The 18,497-nt window shown below is 60.5% G+C and carries 14 protein-coding genes; 5 read left to right on the top strand and 9 right to left on the bottom strand.

Translation table 11 applies throughout. The features are described 5' to 3' along the window. The first annotated feature begins 3 nt into the window (after positions 1 to 3). A complete protein-coding gene (gene cydD / locus Thiowin_RS10445; RefSeq protein ID WP_328987671.1) occupies positions 4 to 1,974 on the top strand; it encodes a thiol reductant ABC exporter subunit CydD in 1,971 nt (656 codons plus the stop codon). Next, entirely contained in the window at positions 1,971 to 3,701 is a 1,731-nt protein-coding gene (gene cydC / locus Thiowin_RS10440; RefSeq protein WP_328987670.1) for a thiol reductant ABC exporter subunit CydC, read from the top strand. Before cydD ends, cydC begins: the two co-directional genes overlap by 4 nt. 106 nt (positions 3,702 to 3,807) lie before the next feature. Here cydC and bamC read toward each other — a convergent pair whose 3' ends face one another. Beyond that, on the bottom strand, positions 3,808 to 5,001 hold the full coding sequence (gene bamC, locus Thiowin_RS10435) for an outer membrane protein assembly factor BamC (protein ID WP_328987669.1): 1,194 nt from the start codon (positions 4,999 to 5,001) through the stop codon (positions 3,808 to 3,810). Positions 5,002 to 5,151: 150 nt separating this feature from the next. Next, positions 5,152 to 6,039, bottom strand: coding sequence for a 4-hydroxy-tetrahydrodipicolinate synthase (gene dapA, locus Thiowin_RS10430; RefSeq protein ID WP_328987668.1), 888 nt, complete (start codon positions 6,037 to 6,039; stop codon positions 5,152 to 5,154). Positions 6,040 to 6,361: 322 nt separating this feature from the next. On the opposite strand from dapA, the gene Thiowin_RS10425 reads away from it, so the two are divergent. The 3 genes from Thiowin_RS10425 to Thiowin_RS10415 all read left to right on the top strand — a co-directional run bounded on the left by Thiowin_RS10425 (position 6,362) and on the right by Thiowin_RS10415 (position 9,111). Beyond that, entirely contained in the window at positions 6,362 to 6,901 is a 540-nt protein-coding gene (locus Thiowin_RS10425; protein WP_328987667.1) for a glycine cleavage system protein R, read from the top strand. A 138-nt stretch (positions 6,902 to 7,039) separates the two neighbouring features. Beyond that, entirely contained in the window at positions 7,040 to 7,504 is a 465-nt protein-coding gene (locus Thiowin_RS10420; protein WP_328987666.1) for a peroxiredoxin, read from the top strand. 188 nt (positions 7,505 to 7,692) lie between these two features. After that, positions 7,693 to 9,111: a PhoH family protein gene (locus Thiowin_RS10415; RefSeq protein WP_328987665.1), complete on the top strand. Its 1,419-nt coding sequence runs from the start codon at positions 7,693 to 7,695 to the stop codon at positions 9,109 to 9,111. A gap of 89 nt (positions 9,112 to 9,200) precedes the next feature. Here Thiowin_RS10415 and coaE read toward each other — a convergent pair whose 3' ends face one another. From coaE to dnaJ, 7 genes are all read right to left on the bottom strand, one after another. Next, complete coding sequence (gene coaE / locus Thiowin_RS10410; RefSeq protein WP_328987664.1) at positions 9,201 to 9,809, bottom strand: dephospho-CoA kinase; 609 nt, start codon at positions 9,807 to 9,809, stop codon at positions 9,201 to 9,203. Then, on the bottom strand, positions 9,810 to 10,721 hold the full coding sequence (locus tag Thiowin_RS10405) for a prepilin peptidase (RefSeq protein WP_328987663.1): 912 nt from the start codon (positions 10,719 to 10,721) through the stop codon (positions 9,810 to 9,812). A 45-nt stretch (positions 10,722 to 10,766) separates the two neighbouring features. Then, positions 10,767 to 12,020 (bottom strand): type II secretion system F family protein, encoded by a 1,254-nt coding sequence (locus Thiowin_RS10400; protein WP_328987662.1) that lies wholly within the window; start codon positions 12,018 to 12,020, stop codon positions 10,767 to 10,769. A gap of 5 nt (positions 12,021 to 12,025) precedes the next feature. Next, positions 12,026 to 13,738, bottom strand: a complete 1,713-nt coding sequence (gene pilB, locus Thiowin_RS10395) for a type IV-A pilus assembly ATPase PilB (RefSeq protein ID WP_328987661.1) — start codon at positions 13,736 to 13,738, stop codon at positions 12,026 to 12,028. A gap of 207 nt (positions 13,739 to 13,945) precedes the next feature. Further along, a complete protein-coding gene (locus Thiowin_RS10390; protein ID WP_328987660.1) occupies positions 13,946 to 14,788 on the bottom strand; it encodes a LabA-like NYN domain-containing protein in 843 nt (280 codons plus the stop codon). 137 nt (positions 14,789 to 14,925) lie between these two features. Further along, positions 14,926 to 16,872, bottom strand: a complete 1,947-nt coding sequence (gene acs, locus Thiowin_RS10385; protein ID WP_328987659.1) for an acetate--CoA ligase — start codon at positions 16,870 to 16,872, stop codon at positions 14,926 to 14,928. 438 nt (positions 16,873 to 17,310) lie between these two features. Then, complete coding sequence (gene dnaJ, locus Thiowin_RS10380) at positions 17,311 to 18,459, bottom strand: molecular chaperone DnaJ (RefSeq protein ID WP_328987658.1); 1,149 nt, start codon at positions 18,457 to 18,459, stop codon at positions 17,311 to 17,313. Positions 18,460 to 18,497 lie beyond the last annotated feature (38 nt).

Raw genomic sequence — 18,497 nt, 5'->3', positions numbered from 1 at the left:
GCCATGCCGACTCCGGCCACGCCCGAATCCGACTTGACCGCCACCGCACCGCCCGAGGGAGGGACAGGCCCGGCACCGGCCGCTGGCCCGATATCCGACCCGACACCGGACCAGACATCTGCTGACCACCCGACACGCGCGGGTGAAAGCAAGCTCGCGGCCAAGCGCTTTCTCGATGAACAAAAGCCGCTGGCTGGCGGCTACCTGCGCCTGGCCATCGCCATGCAACTCGCCAACGGCGGACTGCTGATCGCCCAGGCCTGGGTGCTGGCCTATGTGGTGAACGCCTTTGTCTTTGGTGGCGCAGGTCGCGCTGACCTCGCCCCCTGGATGCTGCCGCTGCTTGGGCTGTTCGCACTGCGCGCCCTGCTGAACTGGGGTGCCGAACAGACCGCCTTTCGTGCCGCGGCTGGAGTGAAGCGCAGCCTGCGCGACCGCGTCTATCGGCACATTCAGGCCGCCGGACCAAGCTGGATGGCCGGGCAGCGCAGCGGCGCCCTGGCCGAGGACCTGACCAAGGGCATCGAGGCACTGGAGGCCTATTTCGCCCGTTATCTGCCAGCCATGACGGTCACCATGCTGCTGCCGGTGGCAATCCTGGTGGTGGTGGCCCCCATCGACTGGCTCTCGAGCCTGATCATGGCGCTGGTCGCCCCACTCATCCCCCTGTTCATGATCCTGATCGGCACCCGGGTGGAGGCCATCAACCAGCATCAATGGAAGGCGCTGGCACGCATGGGGGCGCATTTTCTTGATGTGATCCAGGGGCTGACCACGCTCAAACTGTTCAATGCCAGCCGCCGCGAGGCCAAGATCATCGCCGAGATTTCCGAGGATTATCGCCGCCGCACCATGGAGGTGCTGCGGGTGGCCTTCCTGTCCTCGGCGGTGTTGGAGTTCTTCGCCACCGTCGGTATCGCCATCATCGCCGTGTTCATCGGTTTTCGGCTCTATCAGCTCGAGCTGCCGTTGCCGGATCTCATGGCCCCGCCGGAGATCGGCTTTCTGAGCGGCTTTTTCATTCTGCTGCTGGCACCCGAGTTTTTTCTACCGCTGCGCAATCTTGGCACCCATTACCACGGCCGACTCGAGGCCATCGCCGCCGCCGAGCGCATCGCCGATATTCTCGCCACGCCCCTGCCCGAGCGGCCGGCACCTGGTCGCCGGCTACCCGCCAGCAGCCCGCTGGCAGTCGCTTTCCAAGAGGTGCATTTTGCCTATGAGGAAGGCCGCCCGGCGCTGCAAGGCGCGAGCTTCCGTCTCAACCCCGGCGAGCGTGTCGCCCTGGTGGGTCCGAGCGGTGCCGGCAAAACCACCATCGCCAGTCTGCTGCTTGGTTTCAGCATGCCAGACGCGGGATGCATTCTGATCGACGGCGAGGATCTTGCCACGCTCGATCTCGACGACTGGCGCCAGCGCCTGGCCTGGCTGCCACAGCGCCCGCGCCTGTTCCAGGGCAGCCTGCTGGAGAATATCCGCCTGGGCCGCCCCGAGGCCAGCCTGGAGGAGGTGCAAGAGGCCGCCAGGCGCGCGCGCGCGGCCGAGTTCATCGACCAACTCCCCGCCGGCTACGACACCCAAATCGGCGAGCAGGGCATTGGCCTCTCGGGCGGGCAGATTCAACGCATCGCGCTGGCCCGCGCCTTTGTGCGCGATGCCCGCCTGGTGATTCTTGACGAGGCCACCGCCAGCCTGGACCCGGCCAACGAGGCCCTGGTGCAAGCGGGCATCGACGAACTGGCACGCGATCGCGCTCTGCTGATCATTGCCCACCGACTGATCACCGTGCGCCATGCCGATCGGATTCTGGTCATTGTTGACGGGCGCATCGCCGAACAGGGCACTCACGACCAACTCATCGCCCTGCGGGGCCATTACGCGCGCATGGCCCAAGGTCAGTTTGCCGGCGGCGCCCAGGTCGACTCCTCGGCCAGGGCCTTTGATACCGCCACTGGCAGCGGAGCCCCAGCATGAAGGACCTACTGCGTCTCTGGCAACTGTTCAAGCCCTATCGCGCCTGGATTCTGGGCGGCTATCTGGTGGCGTTGATCACCCTGGTGGCCAATGTCACCCTGCTGGCCATTTCCGGGTGGTTCATCACCGCGATGGCCGTGGCCGGAGCGGCCGGCCTGGCGATGAATTATTTCACCCCGGCGGCCATCATTCGCGGCAGTGCCATGGCGCGCACCGCCGGGCGTTATCTGGAACGCCTGGTTTCGCACGAGGCCACCCTGCGCCAGCTCTCCGGGCTGCGCGTCTGGTTCTACCAGCATCTCGAGCCCCTGGCTCCGGCGCGCTTGCAGGAATTCCACAGCGGCGATTTGCTCAGCCGCATCCGCTCCGATATCGACGCGCTGGACAATTTCTATGTGCGGGTGCTCATCCCGGTGCTGGTGGCCTCCAGCGCCAGTCTGGGTTTTTTCGTCTTCACCGCCCTCTATGACCTCGGCCTGGCGCTCAGCCTGCTGGCGCTGCTACTGCTTGCCGGTGTCGCCCTGCCCGCCGCCAGCCGGCACCTCGGCCGCGCGCCTGGGCGTCAGCTGGTCGAGACCGAAGCCCATCTGCGCCAAACCGCCATCGACGGCACCCAAGGCCTGTCCGAGTTGCTGGTGTTAGGCGCCGCCGACGCCCACGCCCGCCGCCTGGATGCACTGAGCGCCGAGCTGATCGGCGCCCAGGACCGCATGAGCCGCATCAGCGGCATCGCCACCGGCGGCGTGGGGCTGTGCGCCAATCTGGCACTCTGGTTTGCCATCTGGCTTGGCCTGCCATTGCTCGCGAGCGACAGCCTGGCACCGCCGCAACTGGCCATGCTGGCGCTGCTGGCGCTGGCAAGCTTCGAGGCCGTGGCGCCCCTGCCACTTGCCTTTCAGCAACTGGAGAGCACCCTGACCGCGGCACGGCGGCTGTTTGCCATTGTCGACACCCAGCCCGCCGCGCCCGAGCCCGAGGGGCCGGCGGTGACGCCCGAGCATTTCCATCTCAGTCTGCGCGGGGTGAGTTTTCGCTATCCCAAGGCCGAGCGCGCCGCCCTGAGTGACTTCGATCTGGAACTGCCGGTGGGCAAGCGCATCGCCCTGGTCGGAGCGACCGGCAGCGGCAAAAGCACGGTGCTCAATCTGCTGCTGCGCTTCTGGCTGCCGGATGCGGGGGAGATTCGCCTGGGCGACCTGCCACTGGCACGCCTGCGGGGCGAGGAACTGCGCCGTCATCTGGCGCTGGTGTCACAGCACAGCCATTTGTTCAACACCAGCATTCGCGAGAATCTGTTGCTGGCCGCGCCCGAGGCGAGCGAGCAGGACTTGGAGCATGCCTGCCGCACGGCGCAGATTCATGACTTTCTCCACAGCCTGCCCGAGGGCTATGACACCTGGGTGGGCGAGACCGGCGTGCGGCTCTCCGGGGGGCAGGCGAGGCGTATCGCCATCGCTCGCGCACTACTGAAGGACGCAGCCATTTTGCTGTTGGACGAGCCAACCGAGGGACTCGACGGCCCCACCGAACAGGCTTTGATGCTGGCCATCGACCAGGCCATGGCAGGACGCAGCACCCTGCTGATTACCCACAAGCCCATTGCACTGGCGCGCATGGATGAGATTCTGGTGCTTGATCAGGGCCAGGTGGTTGAGCGCGGCAGCCATCAGGAGTTGCTACGGGGTCAAGTCTATCCGCGCCTGCTGGGCTTCGATTCCGAGGCTTGAGGCGGTTGGCCCGGTAATCAGTAGACGCTCCATCTTGGCGCGTCGCGAAGCGGCTGGAAGCCGCTTCCACCAGATGAAACACCCAATTTTTGGAATTGCTTCCAAATCAGCGCATTTCCTCGCTCAGCAGGCTCAGGATGCGCGCCGCCGTGGGAGAGGTATCAGGGTTCCCATTGGCGTCGTGAATGGTGACCCGGGTCTGGCCCTGGTCCTCATTCAGGCGCACCTGATATTGCTCAACACCGAGATCTTTGTTGTTTTTGCTCCAGAACGCCAAACGCGAACCGAGCCCCTTTTTCTCGCGCTGGCGCTTGTTGGGATCGTCGTAACGGACGTAAAACACCCCTTCCGAGCGATTGCGATCCTCGACCGCGAAGCCGCTGCGATCAAGCGCCAAGCCAACCTGACGCCAGGCTTGCCGGAAGGATTCCGCCACGACCAGGGCGCCACCGCCACTTTGCACCAGCCGCGCACCGCGGGTCGGCGCGCTTGAACCCTGCTGCGCGAGCATGCGTTGGGCTTGTTGCTCGGATACGCCCAAGGACAGCATCAGTCGCCGCAGCATGGCCGCCTCCTTGCCCGGATCGCTCGGCGCCGGCTCCCACACAGTACTGGCTTCCTCGCCCAGGGTGTTGCGCACCAGGCGCTCTTCCATGGCACGGTGGGTCAGATAAACCTCGGTGGTGCCGGGACGGGGCCCGGTATCGATACGTACCCGGTACTGATCGCGAGTGGAGGTACTGTAGAGACCATCGACCACCTTGCGGAACATCTTGGTGACGATATCCCGGCGAACCTCGGCGCGGTTTTCAATCCAGTCGGTTTTCATCACACCGATGGATGGCTCCTGCTCGACCAGCAAAATGCCCTGCTGACGCCAGAAGGCGATCACCCGCGGCCAAACCGCTTGCGGGGATTGGTCGATCCGCAGCCAGCGCTTATCGCCCGAGCGCTCCATCTCGACACCCGCGACACTTGGCAGCACCTCGCCACTGCCGGCGATGCGCTGACGACGCTCACGCGTGCCGGTGTATTCGGAGTAGGTGGTAATACCGCTTGCCGGAGGAATGTCGAGGGCATCATCAAAAGACACGGCCGTCAGATCCGGTGGCAGCTCAAGATTTTCCCCTGCCTCGCGCTGTTGCTTGTACTCCAAGCGCTGATCGGGAAGAACCTTGTCGATTTTTTTTCCAATACCGCAGCCCGTCAGCAGGGAGGCCACCACCACCGAGGCCACCGAGGCCGAGGCCAAGCGCGCACCGAGGATGCGCGGGTTCAGATATGAAAATCTGGCTTCCATTTCAACGCTCATGGCGATTTGCCACCTCAAACAATGGGAAACGAATGCCGCTCATGGCGCACGGCTTCTGGATGCGATGAGACCGCTCGGACAAAGGCGCGAGTGTACCTCATTGAAGCGCATCGGGCATCGGCGAAGAGATCCACGCTTTTAATCGCCGATGCAACCGAGATCCCTCAGACTTGCCCGCAGGCCACCATGATAGGGTTCCGACAGCCAGGTCAAGGGCAAGCGAATGCCTGGCTGACACAGCCCCATCTCGGCAAGTGCCCATTTCACCGGTATGGGATTGGACTCAACAAACAACCCCTGATGCAAGGGGTCAAGCACGGAATTGAATGCGCGTGCTTGATCGGCATCGCCCGCCAGCGCCGCCACGCACATGGCCTGCATTTTGTCCGGCACCAGGTTGCTGGTGACGGAAATCACGCCATCCCCGCCAGCAAGCATGAAATCACAGCAGCTTCCGTCATCGCCGCTATACAGCAGAAAATCCTCGCCGCAGAGCGCGCGCAAGATCGGCACCCGGGTCACATCACCGGTCGCCTCCTTGAGACCGACAATATTGGACACTCGCGCAAGGCGCGCGACCGTCTCCGGCTTAAGATCGCAGGCCGTGCGCCCCGGCACGTTGTAAAGTAACTGCGGCAGATCGACAGCCTCGGCTACCGCCTTGTGATGTTGATAAAGCCCTTCCTGTGTCGGCTTGTTGTAATAGGGCGTTACCAACAAGGCCGCATCGGCGCCAGCCTCCTTGGCGCAGCGGGTCAAGCGAATGGCTTCGGTCGTTGAGTTGGCCCCGGTGCCAGCTATCACAGGGATGCGCCCAGCGGCCATCTCCAGAGTCCGGGCAATGACATCGCAGTGCTCGGCCTCGTCCAGGGTGGCTGACTCACCGGTGGTGCCCACGGATACCAGCGCGACTGTGCCGGCCGCGACATGAAAGTCCACCAGCCGCCGCAACGCTTGCTCATCGACGGCTCCCGATGGCGTCATGGGGGTGATCAGGGCGACAATGCTGCCGCGCATTTTATTCATTAGGGCGCTCCGTTCGCGGAATCATCGAGCAAAAAACCGCCCGGATCGTCTGAATCCAGCTCCGAGCGGATTCCAGAAGTCCTGACACTCAAATCAGGATGGTAGCGCCTGCTTTCCACCCATGGCAAGAATGCCTGCGGCTCGCCACTGGTCGTGGCTAAAGCCACTGGGACCAAAAACCCTCTTCGCTCACACTTGCTGACCCATCATGGCGCGATGGTCCGAGCGACCTTCAACCTGCCTGTCGGCAGACGAGCGTGATACACTCGGCATCGGTTCAATTCCCAGTCCCAACCGACTACAGTTACAAGCGTAAAAGGTCATGGCTACCCAGAAAACCTTTCTTGTTCTCTCCGCGCTGGGCGAAGACCATCCCGGCATCGTTGACCGACTGTCCAAGGCCATTCTCGATCAAGGCTGCAGCATTGAAGACAGCCGCATGACAGTGCTTGGCGGCGATTTTGCCGCCATTCTGCTGATCGAGGGCAAATGGAATACCCTGGCCAAAGTCGAAAATGTCCTACCGGAACTTGAACGCCAGCTCGGGCTGACCATCACCAGCAAGCGCACCGGCGAACGCGAGCGCAGCGGCAACAACATCCCCTACGCGGTCGATGTGGTGGCCATGGATCACCCTGGAATCGTCCATAACCTGGCTGGATTCTTTGCAGATCGAGGCATCAATATCGAGGACATGGCCACCAACACCTATGCGGCAGCCCACACCGGCACACCCATGTTCGCGGTGCATATGACCGTTGGCATCCCGGCCGATACTCATATCGCCACGCTGCGGGAAGAATTCATGGACTACTGCGACGGGCTCAACCTGGACGCCGTGCTCGAGCCGCTGAAAGCCTGAGACTGCGCCCACAAGTTTAATCCGACTGTGCGCTCGCCAAGCCGCGCTTGGACTTGACCGCGCTTGGACTTGACAGGGACCGGCCCTCGTACCCATGTTGTCCAGACCCATCACCATCCTGAAACTCGGAGTGAGCAGATGCCCCTTTCAGTCGGCGACAAACTTCCAGAGATCAAGGTCAAGATCACCGGTGATCGCGAGATCGCGCTGAGTGACTTTCTCGGTCGCAACCTGGTGCTCTATTTCTACCCCAAAGCCAGCACGCCCGGTTGCACCCAGGAGGGGCTGGACTTCACCGCCGCGGCGGATGCGTTCGCCGCCGCCAACACCGCCATTCTCGGTGCTTCGCGCGATGGCCTGAAAGCGCAGGAAAACTTTAAGACCAAACAGGGGTTCAGCTTCGAACTGGTGTCCGACAAGGACGAGGCTCTGTGCCAGCTGTTTGACGTGATCAAGTTAAAGAAAATGTATGGCAAGGAATCCCTCGGCGTGGAACGCAGTACCTTTTTGTTCGATACCGAGGGCGTGCTACGGCATGAATGGCGCAAAGTCAGCGTCAAAGGCCATGTCGACGAGGTGCTGTCCGCCGCCAAGGCGCTTTGAGACCTCCTTCAAGCAATCCTTAGCGCGGGATGGGTCATGAAGGCCTCTTAACCCAGGCTTCCCCCGTTGCCCGCGCTGCGCTCCCGCCGTCGCGTCCGCGGAAATCGCCACGACCGCCATGCGCATGCCCATTGGCGGGTTAAGCCTAACAAACCCGCCAACACCGAGCACCGAACGCTTGGAACATCATGATTAAACGCCAAAAGGATTCAGTCTGCCTCTTCGTGCTCGACACCAATGTGTTGATGCACGATCCAACTGCCATTTTCCGCTTCCACGAACACCATGTCTTCCTGCCGATGGTTGTGCTCGAGGAGTTGGATGCCGGAAAAAAGGGCATCTCGGAAGTGGCGCGCAATGTGCGCCAGACCAGCCGCTTTCTAGATGAACTGATCAGCGATGCGAGTCGCGAAGACATTGAAGCCGGCCTGCCCATCCAGACACTCGGCGATGCCGGACGCTCACTGTCCGCGCCACCAGCGGGCCGACTGTTTTTCCAGACCAAACCACTGACATCGCAGGCCTCCGCCAACCTCCCCAGCCATAGCGCCGACAACAACATTCTGGCCACTGCGCTGGCACTCAGGGAGCAGCACCAGGATCTGCAGGTCGTCATCGTATCCAAAGACATCAACCTGCGCATTAAAGCAACGGTGCTGGGCATCGCGGCCGAGGACTACTCCAACGACCAGGTTCTTGAGGACGTCGACCTGCTCTACACAGGTCTGCGCACCCTCCCGGCCAATTTCTGGGACCGGCACGCCAAAACGCTCGACTCCTGGAAAGAAGAAGGCCGCACCTTCTATCGCATTACCGGTCCGGATCTAGCTGAATGGTACCCGGGTGAGTGCCTGTCACTGACTGATGATCCGCCTTTCGAGGCGATGGTGCGCGAAAAGCGCGGCGCGCAAGAAGCCGTCATCGAGCTGGTCGAGGACTATCGCCTACCACGACACAACGTCTGGGGCATACGCGCGCGCAATCCGGAGCAGAATTTCGCGCTCAATATGCTGATGAATCCCGAGATCGACTTCGTCTCCCTGCTCGGCACCGCCGGCACCGGCAAGACACTGCTGGCACTCGCCGCCGGGCTCGCTCAAGTACTGGACCGCAGCATCTACCGGGAAATCATCATGACCCGGGTCACAGTGCCCGTGGGCGAGGACATCGGTTTTCTGCCTGGCACCGAGGAAGAGAAAATGACCCCCTGGATGGGAGCGCTGATGGATAACCTGGAAGTGCTCACCCAGACCGAGGGCGGCGAATGGGGCCGTGCCGCCACCAACGACCTAGTGCGCAATCGCATCCGCATTTCATCCATGAACTTCATGCGCGGGCGCACCTTTCTGCACAAGTACATCATTCTGGATGAAGCGCAGAACCTGACCGCCAAGCAAATGAAAACCCTGATTACCCGCGCTGGCCCCGGCACCAAGATAGTCTGTCTGGGCAATATCGCCCAGATCGACACCCCTTACCTGACCGAAACCACCTCGGGTCTGACCTATGTTGTTGACCGCTTCAAGTACTGGGACCACAGTGGCCACATTACCCTGATTCGCGGGGAACGTTCGCGACTGGCGGATTTTGCCTCCGAGCAACTCTAATACAGATGGTGCAGCGCAAATGGTGCAGCATCCTGCTGAACGAAGAAGCTGCTGTTTCACGCTCATAGATCCACATTCATCCCGCGCACTCAGGCGCGCGCGCTCGCCAACTCACGATACAACAGATCCAATTGCGCCACCTGCGCATCCAGGGCGGCAAAACTACCTGAATTATCAATCAGATCCTGTGCTCCACCCAGGCGACTTTGGCGATCAACCTGGCTCGCCAGAACAGCACGGATAGTGGCATCGCTCAATCCATCGCGACTGCGTACCCGCTCTATCTGCATTGATTCCGGCAGATCGACGACCAACACCCGATCAACCAGCGCCTGCTGACCGGTTTCAAACAACAGCGGAATAACCAACAGACAATAGACGCCCGATGCCTGTTCGGCACGCTGCAGCATTTCGGCACGGATCATCGGATGCAAAATGGACTCAAGCCTGTGTCTAGCGCCTGCATCATGGAAAACCCGCTCACGCATCCAGGCACGATCAAGCGCTCCTGACGGTGATCGCGCGGCGGCACCAAAGGCCGCCACAACGGCTGGCATGGCCACCCCATCCGCCGCCGTCAGCGCGTGGGAGATCAGATCAGCGTCGATGATGGTCACGCCACGACGCGCAAAACACTCGGACACGGTCGACTTACCGCTGCCGATTCCGCCCGTCAGTGCCACGCGCAATGGACGCATTCAGCCCAGACCGCTCCAACGCAGATAAGCGTTGGTAATATCCGCGCCCCACAGCAGGCTGACCCAACCGGCAATGGCCAGATAAGGGCCAAAAGGCATGGGCGCGCGCTGCTCCTGGCTGCCAAGCGCGATCAGCGCAATCCCGATCAGGGCTCCCGGCAGCGCCGAGAGCAAAATGATTTGCGGCAGCGCCTGCCAACCCATCCAAGCACCAAAGAGCGCGAGCAGCTTGAAGTCTCCCCGGCCCATGCCCTCGCGGCCAGTGAGCAGGCGGAACAGCTGAAACACTGACCACAGACTGAGATAACCGGCGATGGCGCCAATAATGGCCGTCTCGGCATCGACGAAAACCCCAAACAGGCTGAGCAGCAACCCAAGCCAAAGCACCGGCAGGGTGATGGTATCGGGCAGCAGTTGGGTGTCAAAGTCGATCAGCGCCAGCGCCACCATCGACCAGGTAAACACCAGCGCCGCGGCCGCCTGCACGCTAAAGCCAAAGTGCCAGACCACCACCAGGCTCAGCACGGCGGTCAGGATTTCGATCAGTGGATAGCGGATGGCGATGGGCGCACGACAGGCCGAGCAGTGCCCGCGCAGCAGCAGATAGCTCAAGACCGGTAGATTCTCCCAGGCACGGATGCGATGGCCGCAGATCGGACAATGCGAAGCCGGACGGGCCAGGTTGAAGGGAGCGGGCTCAGGCTCGACAGCCTGCTCCCGCGCGGGGTCTGTTTCATCCGGCTCGGAGCGGGCATGAAGCTCGGCGCAATCCTGCCGCCATTCCAGCTCCATCATGCGAGGCAGGCGCAGGATGACGACATTGAGAAAGCTGCCGACCACCAACCCCAGAAGCACAGTTGCACTGTGCAGCAGCCAGGGCGTCTCAGCGAGGACGCGAAAGATATCTTTCATGGCCAAGAGTCGCCCACCATGGGAGTCGCGGTTGCCAACAGCGGTTTACACCACTGCGGCGAGTTTGAAGATAGGCAGGTACATAGCGACAATCAGACCACCCACCAGGGTACCAATGACGACCATGATCAGGGGCTCGAGCAGGCTGCTCAATGCATCCACGGCATTGTCGACTTCTTCCTCGTAGAAGTCAGCCACCTTGGCCAGCATGCCATCAAGCGAGCCGGATTCCTCGCCGATGGAGGTCATTTGAATCACCAGGTTTGGGAATAGATTGCGCTGGCGCATCGCCAACTGCAAGCTCTGACCCGTGGCAACCTCCTCGCGCATTTTCAGTACCGCCTCGCCATAGACAATGTTGCCCGTCGCCCCTGAGACCGAATTCAGTGCCTCCACCAGAGGCACGCCCGCGGCGAACATGGTCGAGAGGGTGCGGGCAAAGCGGGCGATGGCCGCCTTGTTGAGGATGGGCCCGATAATGGGCAATTTCAGCACTGTACGATCGACCAAGGCGCGGAACTTAGCCGATTTCTCAAACAATTTCGCGATTAGGAAGCCGAATAGGCCCATGCCCATGGCAATCAGCCACCACCACTTTTGCAGAAACTCCGACATCCCGATGACCAGCAGCGTAAAGGCCGGCAGATCGGCGCCGAAGCTCTGAAAGAGTTCCTTGAACTGCGGAATGACAAACACCAGCAGCACCGCCGACACCACCACGGCCACGACGATGACCGAGGCAGGATAAAAGAGCGCCTTCTTGATCTTGCCCTTGATGGACTCGGTCTTTTCCTTGTAGGTCGCGATCTTGTCGAGCAGCACATCGAGCACACCGGCTTGCTCGCCGGCGGCAACCAGACTACAGACCAACTCATCAAAATACTTGGGATGCTTGGCCATGGCTGCCGCCATGGCCGTGCCGCTTTCAATATCGTTTTTGATCGCCAGGATGAGTTCCTGCATCGAGGGGTTTTCATGACCGCGCCCGACAATCTCATAAGCCTGCACCAAAGGCACACCAGCGGTCATCATGGTGGCAAGCTGCCGGGTAAAGACTGTTAGATCGCCGCTGGTGATCTTCTTTTTGCCACTGCCGATCGAAAATTCTGTCTTTTGGCGAACCTTGGTTGGATTCACCCCCTGGCGACGCAGATCGGCACGAATCATTGCCACGCTGGAAGCGCGCGTCTCTCCCTTGACTTTGGTGCCGCGCTTGTCGACACCCTCCCAGGCGAAGTTGTAGCTTTTCTCGGCCTTGGCCTGTTTTTTTCCAGGCAGTTGTTTTGCTGCGACAGCCATGGCGATTAGTCCTTGGTTACCCGGTTGAGCTCTTCAAGACTGGTGACCCCGGCCTTGACCTTGCGCAGACCCGACTGGCGGAGATCCGCATAGCCTTCGGTCTTGGCCTGTTTGGCAAGCTGAATGGAATTCCCCCCTTCCATGATCAGCCGCCCCATTTCCTCCGAGACCTTGATGATCTGAAAAATTCCAACGCGACCTTTATATCCATTGTTGCATTGATTGCAGCCAACGGGACGGTAAATGGTCACACCTTCGTCAACTTCCTCTTGGGTAAAGCCCTCCTCAAGCAGCGCCTCGGCTGGAATATGCTCTGCTTGCCGGCACACCGGACAGAGCTTGCGCGCCAGCCGTTGCGCCATAATGAGCAGCACGGAAGAGGCAATATTAAAAGGCGGAACACCCATGTTGGCCAAACGAGTCAGGGATTGGGGTGCATCGTTGGTATGCAGGGTGGAGAGCACCAAATGGCCAGTCTGAGCCGCCTTGACGGCAATCTCGGCGGTTTCAAGGTCACGAATCTCACCGACCATGACGATATCCGGATCCTGGCGCAGGAAGGCCCGCAGGGCCTCGGCGAAGGTCAGACCGCTTTTAGGATTCAAGTTGACCTGGTTAATGCCGGGCACCTGAATCTCGACCGGATCCTCAACGGTGGAAATATTGATTTCCGGCTTGTTCAAAATATTAAGCGCCGAATAGAGCGTCACCGTCTTGCCCGAGCCGGTTGGCCCTGTCACCAGGATCATGCCATAGGGCTTGTCGATACTCGACATGAAGTCCTTGCGTTGCTTTTCATCCATGCCAAGGCTTTCGATCCCGACATTGGCGGCGGAGGAATCGAGGATACGCAGCACTACTTTCTCGCCATAGAGCGTCGGCAAGGTATTGACACGAAAATCTATGTCGCGGGTGCGCGACAGCTTGAGCTTGATCCGCCCATCCTGGGGCACGCGCCGCTCGGCAATATTCATGCGCGACATGACCTTGAGTCGCGATATCAGGCGACCAGCGATGCTCAGCGGAGGATTGGCAACCTCGTGCAGCAGGCCATCCTGGCGAAAACGCACACGACAGCTTTTCTCGTAGGGTTCGAAGTGAATATCCGAAGTGCCACTGGAGATGGCGTCGACCAGAATTTTATTCACATACCGCACAATGGGCGCATCATCGACGTTAGCGTCGCCATCGTCGCGTTGTTCGCTGTCCGTATCCTGGACATCAATATTTTCAAGATCGGCATCCGAGACATCCACCCCGCCAGCACCGGAACCCTCCACCGCTTTGATCAGGGCTGCCGCAAGCTTGTCTTCTTCCACCAGCACCGAGTCGGTTGCCAGACCCGTGTTAAAGCGAATTTCATCCAGGGCTTGGTCATTGGTGGGATCGGAAATTGCCAGAAACAGCCGGTTGCCGCGACGAAATAGCGGCAGAGCTCGATGTTTGGTAATCAAGCGTTCATCGACCAGGGACAGCGGCAGCGACTGCAAATCCATCGCGCTCAGGTCAAGCACGGGGACACCGAACTCCTGAGAGGCCGCCAGTGCGACAACTTGACTATCCAACGCCTTCTGTGCAACCAAACACTGCACAAAAGGCTCGCGACGGCGCGATGCCTCTTCTTGGATTTTGCGCGCTGCCTCCTCGGAGATCAGCTCGTCACGGACGAGCCTGCGCGCGAGGCCTGACAGATTGACTTCCGACTGATTGGTCGCCATCGGGCGCTCTTCGTAATAGGGTCAAAAAAATGCAGGTATGAACCAGCCTTGCAGGCCGCTCACACAGAATATGACAATAACACCAGTGAGAGTCTCTCTGACGCCACCACCCCTTATAGTCTAACCGATGATCCAAAAATCGCCGACGCAGTCCCATGACACAAGCCCCTCAGGGGAAGAGCGCGGTTCCATACCGAGTATCCCAAGCTAGCGATTGACCCCGAATGCCAAACGCACATTGTTAGCTACCAGTCCATTGTCCTTCTGGTCGCTTTCGTTGAGATAGAACTCGAAAATAGTCTCGCGATTCATGAGCATCTCTTCGGCCACATCCTCAGCCACCTCATTGGCATGGCAAAATACACTGGTATAGGGCGAATCCGGCTCGCGCGGATCTGTCACCCAGAGATTGGGGGAGATGTGATCCATGAAGCGCAGAAAACCATAGCCTTTATCCGGAAACCATTTCGTGCAGACCCCGCGCACACAGGAGCCTGGCTTGCCCCAGTCGTTGCGCGGCTCGTAGTTAATAGGCAGCAGATCCGGGATTAGATAACCGGACCAGAAGGCATCGACCTGCTGCTGCAATTGTCGCGAGACATTCTTAAAAGCAATCAACTCAACCCGGCAGCCACCATTTTGCAGCGCCGAGACCACTTGCAGGAAGTCACCATCGCCTGTGACCAAAATCACCTGCTCCAGTTTGCCAGCCTGCAGCATGGCGTCCACCGCCATGTCAAGATCGGCATTGGCCTTGGTCGACACCACGCCGTTTTCGTCAGTATAGCGCCGCACATATTTTACCGTAATCTTCCAGCCGTAATCCCGGACCATTTGCTGGTAGGCACGCGACTTTTTGGCATATTCGTAGTCCTCGCGCGCGCGTTCACTGTCGAAGGCAAGATAAGTATTCAGACGTTGCAGGGGGCCATTGCTGCGTCCGGCAAAGCGCCGCAGCACGTCATAGCGCATTTGATAACCGCCGTTGTAGCGGACATTCTCGGCGTCAACAAAGACGCCAACACGTTGAGAAGAATACAAAAATGACATCCTCTTACAGAAAATGACAACGCCGCCCAGAGGGCGGCGCTATCGGCATGTTAACAGACAAATTACAATTACCCCGCGCGCCGCAAAGCGCGGCCGCTTGGGGACAGGCGAGTGAGAGAAAAAAACAACTCAACGCCTCATTGATTGGCGCGATGATCGATCAGATCCTCGACCACGGTCGGGTCGGCCAAGGTGGAGGTATCACCGAGGGCCGAGACTTCATTCGCGGCGATCTTGCGCAGAATGCGCCGCATGATTTTGCCCGAGCGCGTCTTGGGCAGACCCGGCGCCCATTGGATGATATCCACCGTGGCGATGGGACCGATCTCGGTGCGCACCAGCTTGACGAGCTCCTGCTTGAGCGCGTCCGTGGGCTCAACACCGGCCATGGTGGTGACATAGGCATAGATACCCTGGCCCTTGATATCGTGCGGATAACCAACCACGGCCGCCTCGGCGACGGCCTCGTGCAGCACAAGCGCGGATTCGATCTCGGCGGTGCCCAAACGATGGCCAGACACATTGAGCACGTCGTCGATACGTCCGGTAATCCAGTAATAGCCGTCGGCATCACGGCGCGAGCCGTCGCCCGAGAAGTAATAGCCCGGGTATTGCTTGAAGTAGGTATCAATGAAGCGCTGATGATCACCATGGACGGTACGCATCTGCCCGGGCCAGGGGCGAGTGATGACCAGGGCGCCCTCGCCAGCGCCGTCGATCAGGGTGCCCTCGCTGGCATCGACCAGCGCCGGCACCACGCCGAAGAAGGGCCGGGTCGCCGAGCCCGGCTTGAGCGGGGTCGCTCCTGGCAGCGGGGTGATCAGATGGCCGCCAGTCTCGGTCTGCCACCAGGTATCCACCACCGGGCAGCGGCTGTCGCCGACCACCTGGTAATACCATTCCCAGGCCTCGGGGTTAATTGGCTCACCCACGGTGCCGAGAATGCGCAGCGAGGAGCGCGAGGTCGCCTTGACCGGATCGGTGCCGGCACGCATCAGCGCGCGAATTGCGGTGGGGGCGGTATAGAAAATATTGACCTGGTGCTTGTCCACCACCTGCCAGAAGCGCGAGTTGTCCGGATAATTGGGCACCCCCTCGAACATCAGCGTCTTGGCGCCATTGGCCAGCGGCCCATAGACAATGTAAGTATGTCCGGTCACCCAGCCGACATCGGCGGTGCACCAGTACATCTCGCCATCCTGGTAGTCGAAGGTATAGAGGTGCGTCATGGCGGCGAATACCAAGTAGCCGCCGGTGGTGTGCAACACGCCCTTGGGCTTGCCGGTGGAGCCCGAGGTGTAGAGGATGAACAGCGGGTCTTCCGCGTCCATGGGCTCGGGCTCGCAGTCCACCGAGGCCTCCGCCATGGCCTCGTGATACCAAAGGTCGCGCTCCCCGTTCCAGGCCACCTCGCCGCCAGTGCGCTGAATGACCAGGCAGGTACTCACATCCGGGCACTCGGCCAGGGCTTGGTCGGCGTTCTTTTTCAGCGGAACTTGACGCCCGCCACGCAGGCTCTCATCGGCGGTGATCAGCACCCGGCAGTCGGAATCCAGAATACGATCACGCAGGGAATCGGGCGAGAAGCCACCAAAAACCACCGAATGCACGGCGCCGATACGGGCGCAGGCGAGCATGGCCACGGCCGCCTCTGGCACCATGGGCATGTAGATGCAGACGCGGTCGCCTTTCTTCACGCCACGGGATTTCAGCACATTGCCGAGCTTGCAGACCTCCGCGTGCAGTTCGCGGTAGGTCAGGGAGCGATCAACACTGGGGTCATCCCCTTCCCAGACGATGGCGATCTGGTCGCCACGGGTGTCCAGGTGGCGATCAAGGCAGTTGTAAGCCACATTCAGCTTGCCGCCATCGAACCAACGGATGAACACATCATCGGGTCCGTAACTGTAGTCCATCACCTTGTCCCATTTCTTGAACCAGGTGACAAAGCGATCGGCCTGCTCCGCCCAAAAGCCCTCGGGATCCTCGACCGAGCGCTGATAAAGGCTCTGGTATTGGTCGTGATCGATATGGGCGCGCGCGGCGATGTCCGACGGGACCTCATGGATTTTTGACTCCGACATGGCGATGGTCTCTCCTCAACAGGGGGCGGCACGAGACAGCCAGGATAGCTGGGTCGCGTCCGGGGATTGTATTGAGCCACCTCAGAACGCTGCCCAAGAACCTTGTTCAGGAACCTTGTTCAGGAACCTTGTTCAGGAACCTTGTTCAGGAACAGGCCCAGAACCTTTGGCCGGAAACCCTGGCTGAAAACCTTGACCTGAAACCTTGGATCAGATCAGGGGCGTGCGATCATTTTTGGTGGTATGCAGCGGCAATACTAAACGCTTGCTAGACCGCCGGCCAGTCACCTAATCGCAACCTGGGCTTTAGGCGGCCGGGGCGAGGTGCGCCAAACCAACCAACCGATCAACAGGTTGTCTGAATATAGAAGATATCGTGTCAGGCCAAACACCTAGAATGCGCGATTAGGGCAGCCATTGACGCCTATTAGACGCCAGTTACAGCCCCATTTTCTCGAAAAAGCTCTTTGCCCGGTCGAGCCAGGATGTCGAATGCGGGCTATGGCGATCACCACCAGCGGTGAAGCTATCATCGAGTTCCCGCAGCAATTCTTTCTGTCGCTCGGTGAGATTGATTGGCGTCTCCACCATCACCCGGCAGATCAGATCACCTACCGGACCACCGCGCACCGGCTTGATGCCCTTGCCGCGCATGCGGAACATCTTGCCGCTTTGGGTTCCCTGCGGAACCTTGAGCATCACCTTGCCATCAAGGGTCGGCACCTGGAACTCGCCGCCAAGCGCGGCTGTGGTGAAGCTAATCGGCACCTCGCAGTAGAGATGGTTGTCGTCGCGGGTGAAGATCGGATGCTCTTGCACCTGAATCTGCACATATAGATCACCCGGTGGGCCACCCTGGTCGCCGATTTCACCCTCGCCCGCCAAGCGGATGCGATCCCCTGTGTCAACCCCCGCCGGCACCTTGACCGAAAGCGTCTTTTCTTCGCGTAGCCGACCGGACCCGCGGCAATGAGCGCAGGCCTCCTCAATGATACGCCCGGAACCCCTGCATTGTGGACAGGTTTGCTGGACCGAGAAAAAGCCCTGCTGCATGCGCACTTGGCCCAGACCCTGACAAGTCGGGCAGGTCTTGGGTTGGGTGCCGGGCTTGGCGCCGCTGCCACCGCAGTGGTGACACTCCACCGAGGTGGGAATGCGAATCTTGACATCCTTACCAGAGACGGCCTCCTCAAGCGTCAAACTCAAGTCGTAGCGCAAGTCAGTCCCGCGATGCACCCGCCGGCCTCCGCCGGCCGCGCGTCCACCGCCGAAAATGTCGCCGAACACTTCACCGAAGATATCCGAGAAGCTGCCACCGCTGAAGTCACCCGGCCCGGCCCCGCCAAAGCCGCCCTGGGCACCGCTCACTCCGGCGTGCCCAAACTGATCGTAAGCCGAGCGCTTGCGCGCGTCGGTCAGCACATCATGGGCCTCTTTGGCCTCCTTGAATCGGGCGATTGCCTCGGAGTCGTCCGGATTGCGGTCCGGGTGGTGCTTCATCGCCAGGCGTCTGAACGCCTTTTTGATGTCCTGCTCGCTCGCGTTGCGGCTCAGGCCCAAAACCTCGTAGTAGTCGCGTTTGGCCATGGTCTATTTTCGGGGGTTAATGTCGGGGTTTGATATCA

This window comes from Thiorhodovibrio winogradskyi (assembly GCF_036208045.1).
Lineage (GTDB): Bacteria > Pseudomonadota > Gammaproteobacteria > Chromatiales > Chromatiaceae > Thiorhodovibrio > Thiorhodovibrio winogradskyi.
This window is presented reverse-complemented; position numbering and strand designations above follow the sequence as displayed.

What these genes read in the sequence shown, in the direction of transcription:
- cydD (WP_328987671.1), top strand. Translation starts at nt 4, where the DNA reads ATGCCGACTCCGGCCACGCCCGAATCCGACTTGACCGCCACCGCACCG.
- cydC (WP_328987670.1), top strand. Translation starts at nt 1,971, where the DNA reads ATGAAGGACCTACTGCGTCTCTGGCAACTGTTCAAGCCCTATCGCGCC.
- bamC (WP_328987669.1), bottom strand. Translation starts at nt 5,001, where the DNA reads ATGGAAGCCAGATTTTCATATCTGAACCCGCGCATCCTCGGTGCGCGC.
- dapA (WP_328987668.1), bottom strand. Translation starts at nt 6,039, where the DNA reads ATGAATAAAATGCGCGGCAGCATTGTCGCCCTGATCACCCCCATGACG.
- Thiowin_RS10425 (WP_328987667.1), top strand. Translation starts at nt 6,362, where the DNA reads ATGGCTACCCAGAAAACCTTTCTTGTTCTCTCCGCGCTGGGCGAAGAC.
- Thiowin_RS10420 (WP_328987666.1), top strand. Translation starts at nt 7,040, where the DNA reads ATGCCCCTTTCAGTCGGCGACAAACTTCCAGAGATCAAGGTCAAGATC.
- Thiowin_RS10415 (WP_328987665.1), top strand. Translation starts at nt 7,693, where the DNA reads ATGATTAAACGCCAAAAGGATTCAGTCTGCCTCTTCGTGCTCGACACC.
- coaE (WP_328987664.1), bottom strand. Translation starts at nt 9,809, where the DNA reads ATGCGTCCATTGCGCGTGGCACTGACGGGCGGAATCGGCAGCGGTAAG.
- Thiowin_RS10405 (WP_328987663.1), bottom strand. Translation starts at nt 10,721, where the DNA reads ATGAAAGATATCTTTCGCGTCCTCGCTGAGACGCCCTGGCTGCTGCAC.
- Thiowin_RS10400 (WP_328987662.1), bottom strand. Translation starts at nt 12,020, where the DNA reads ATGGCTGTCGCAGCAAAACAACTGCCTGGAAAAAAACAGGCCAAGGCC.
- pilB (WP_328987661.1), bottom strand. Translation starts at nt 13,738, where the DNA reads ATGGCGACCAATCAGTCGGAAGTCAATCTGTCAGGCCTCGCGCGCAGG.
- Thiowin_RS10390 (WP_328987660.1), bottom strand. Translation starts at nt 14,788, where the DNA reads ATGTCATTTTTGTATTCTTCTCAACGTGTTGGCGTCTTTGTTGACGCC.
- acs (WP_328987659.1), bottom strand. Translation starts at nt 16,872, where the DNA reads ATGTCGGAGTCAAAAATCCATGAGGTCCCGTCGGACATCGCCGCGCGC.
- dnaJ (WP_328987658.1), bottom strand. Translation starts at nt 18,459, where the DNA reads ATGGCCAAACGCGACTACTACGAGGTTTTGGGCCTGAGCCGCAACGCG.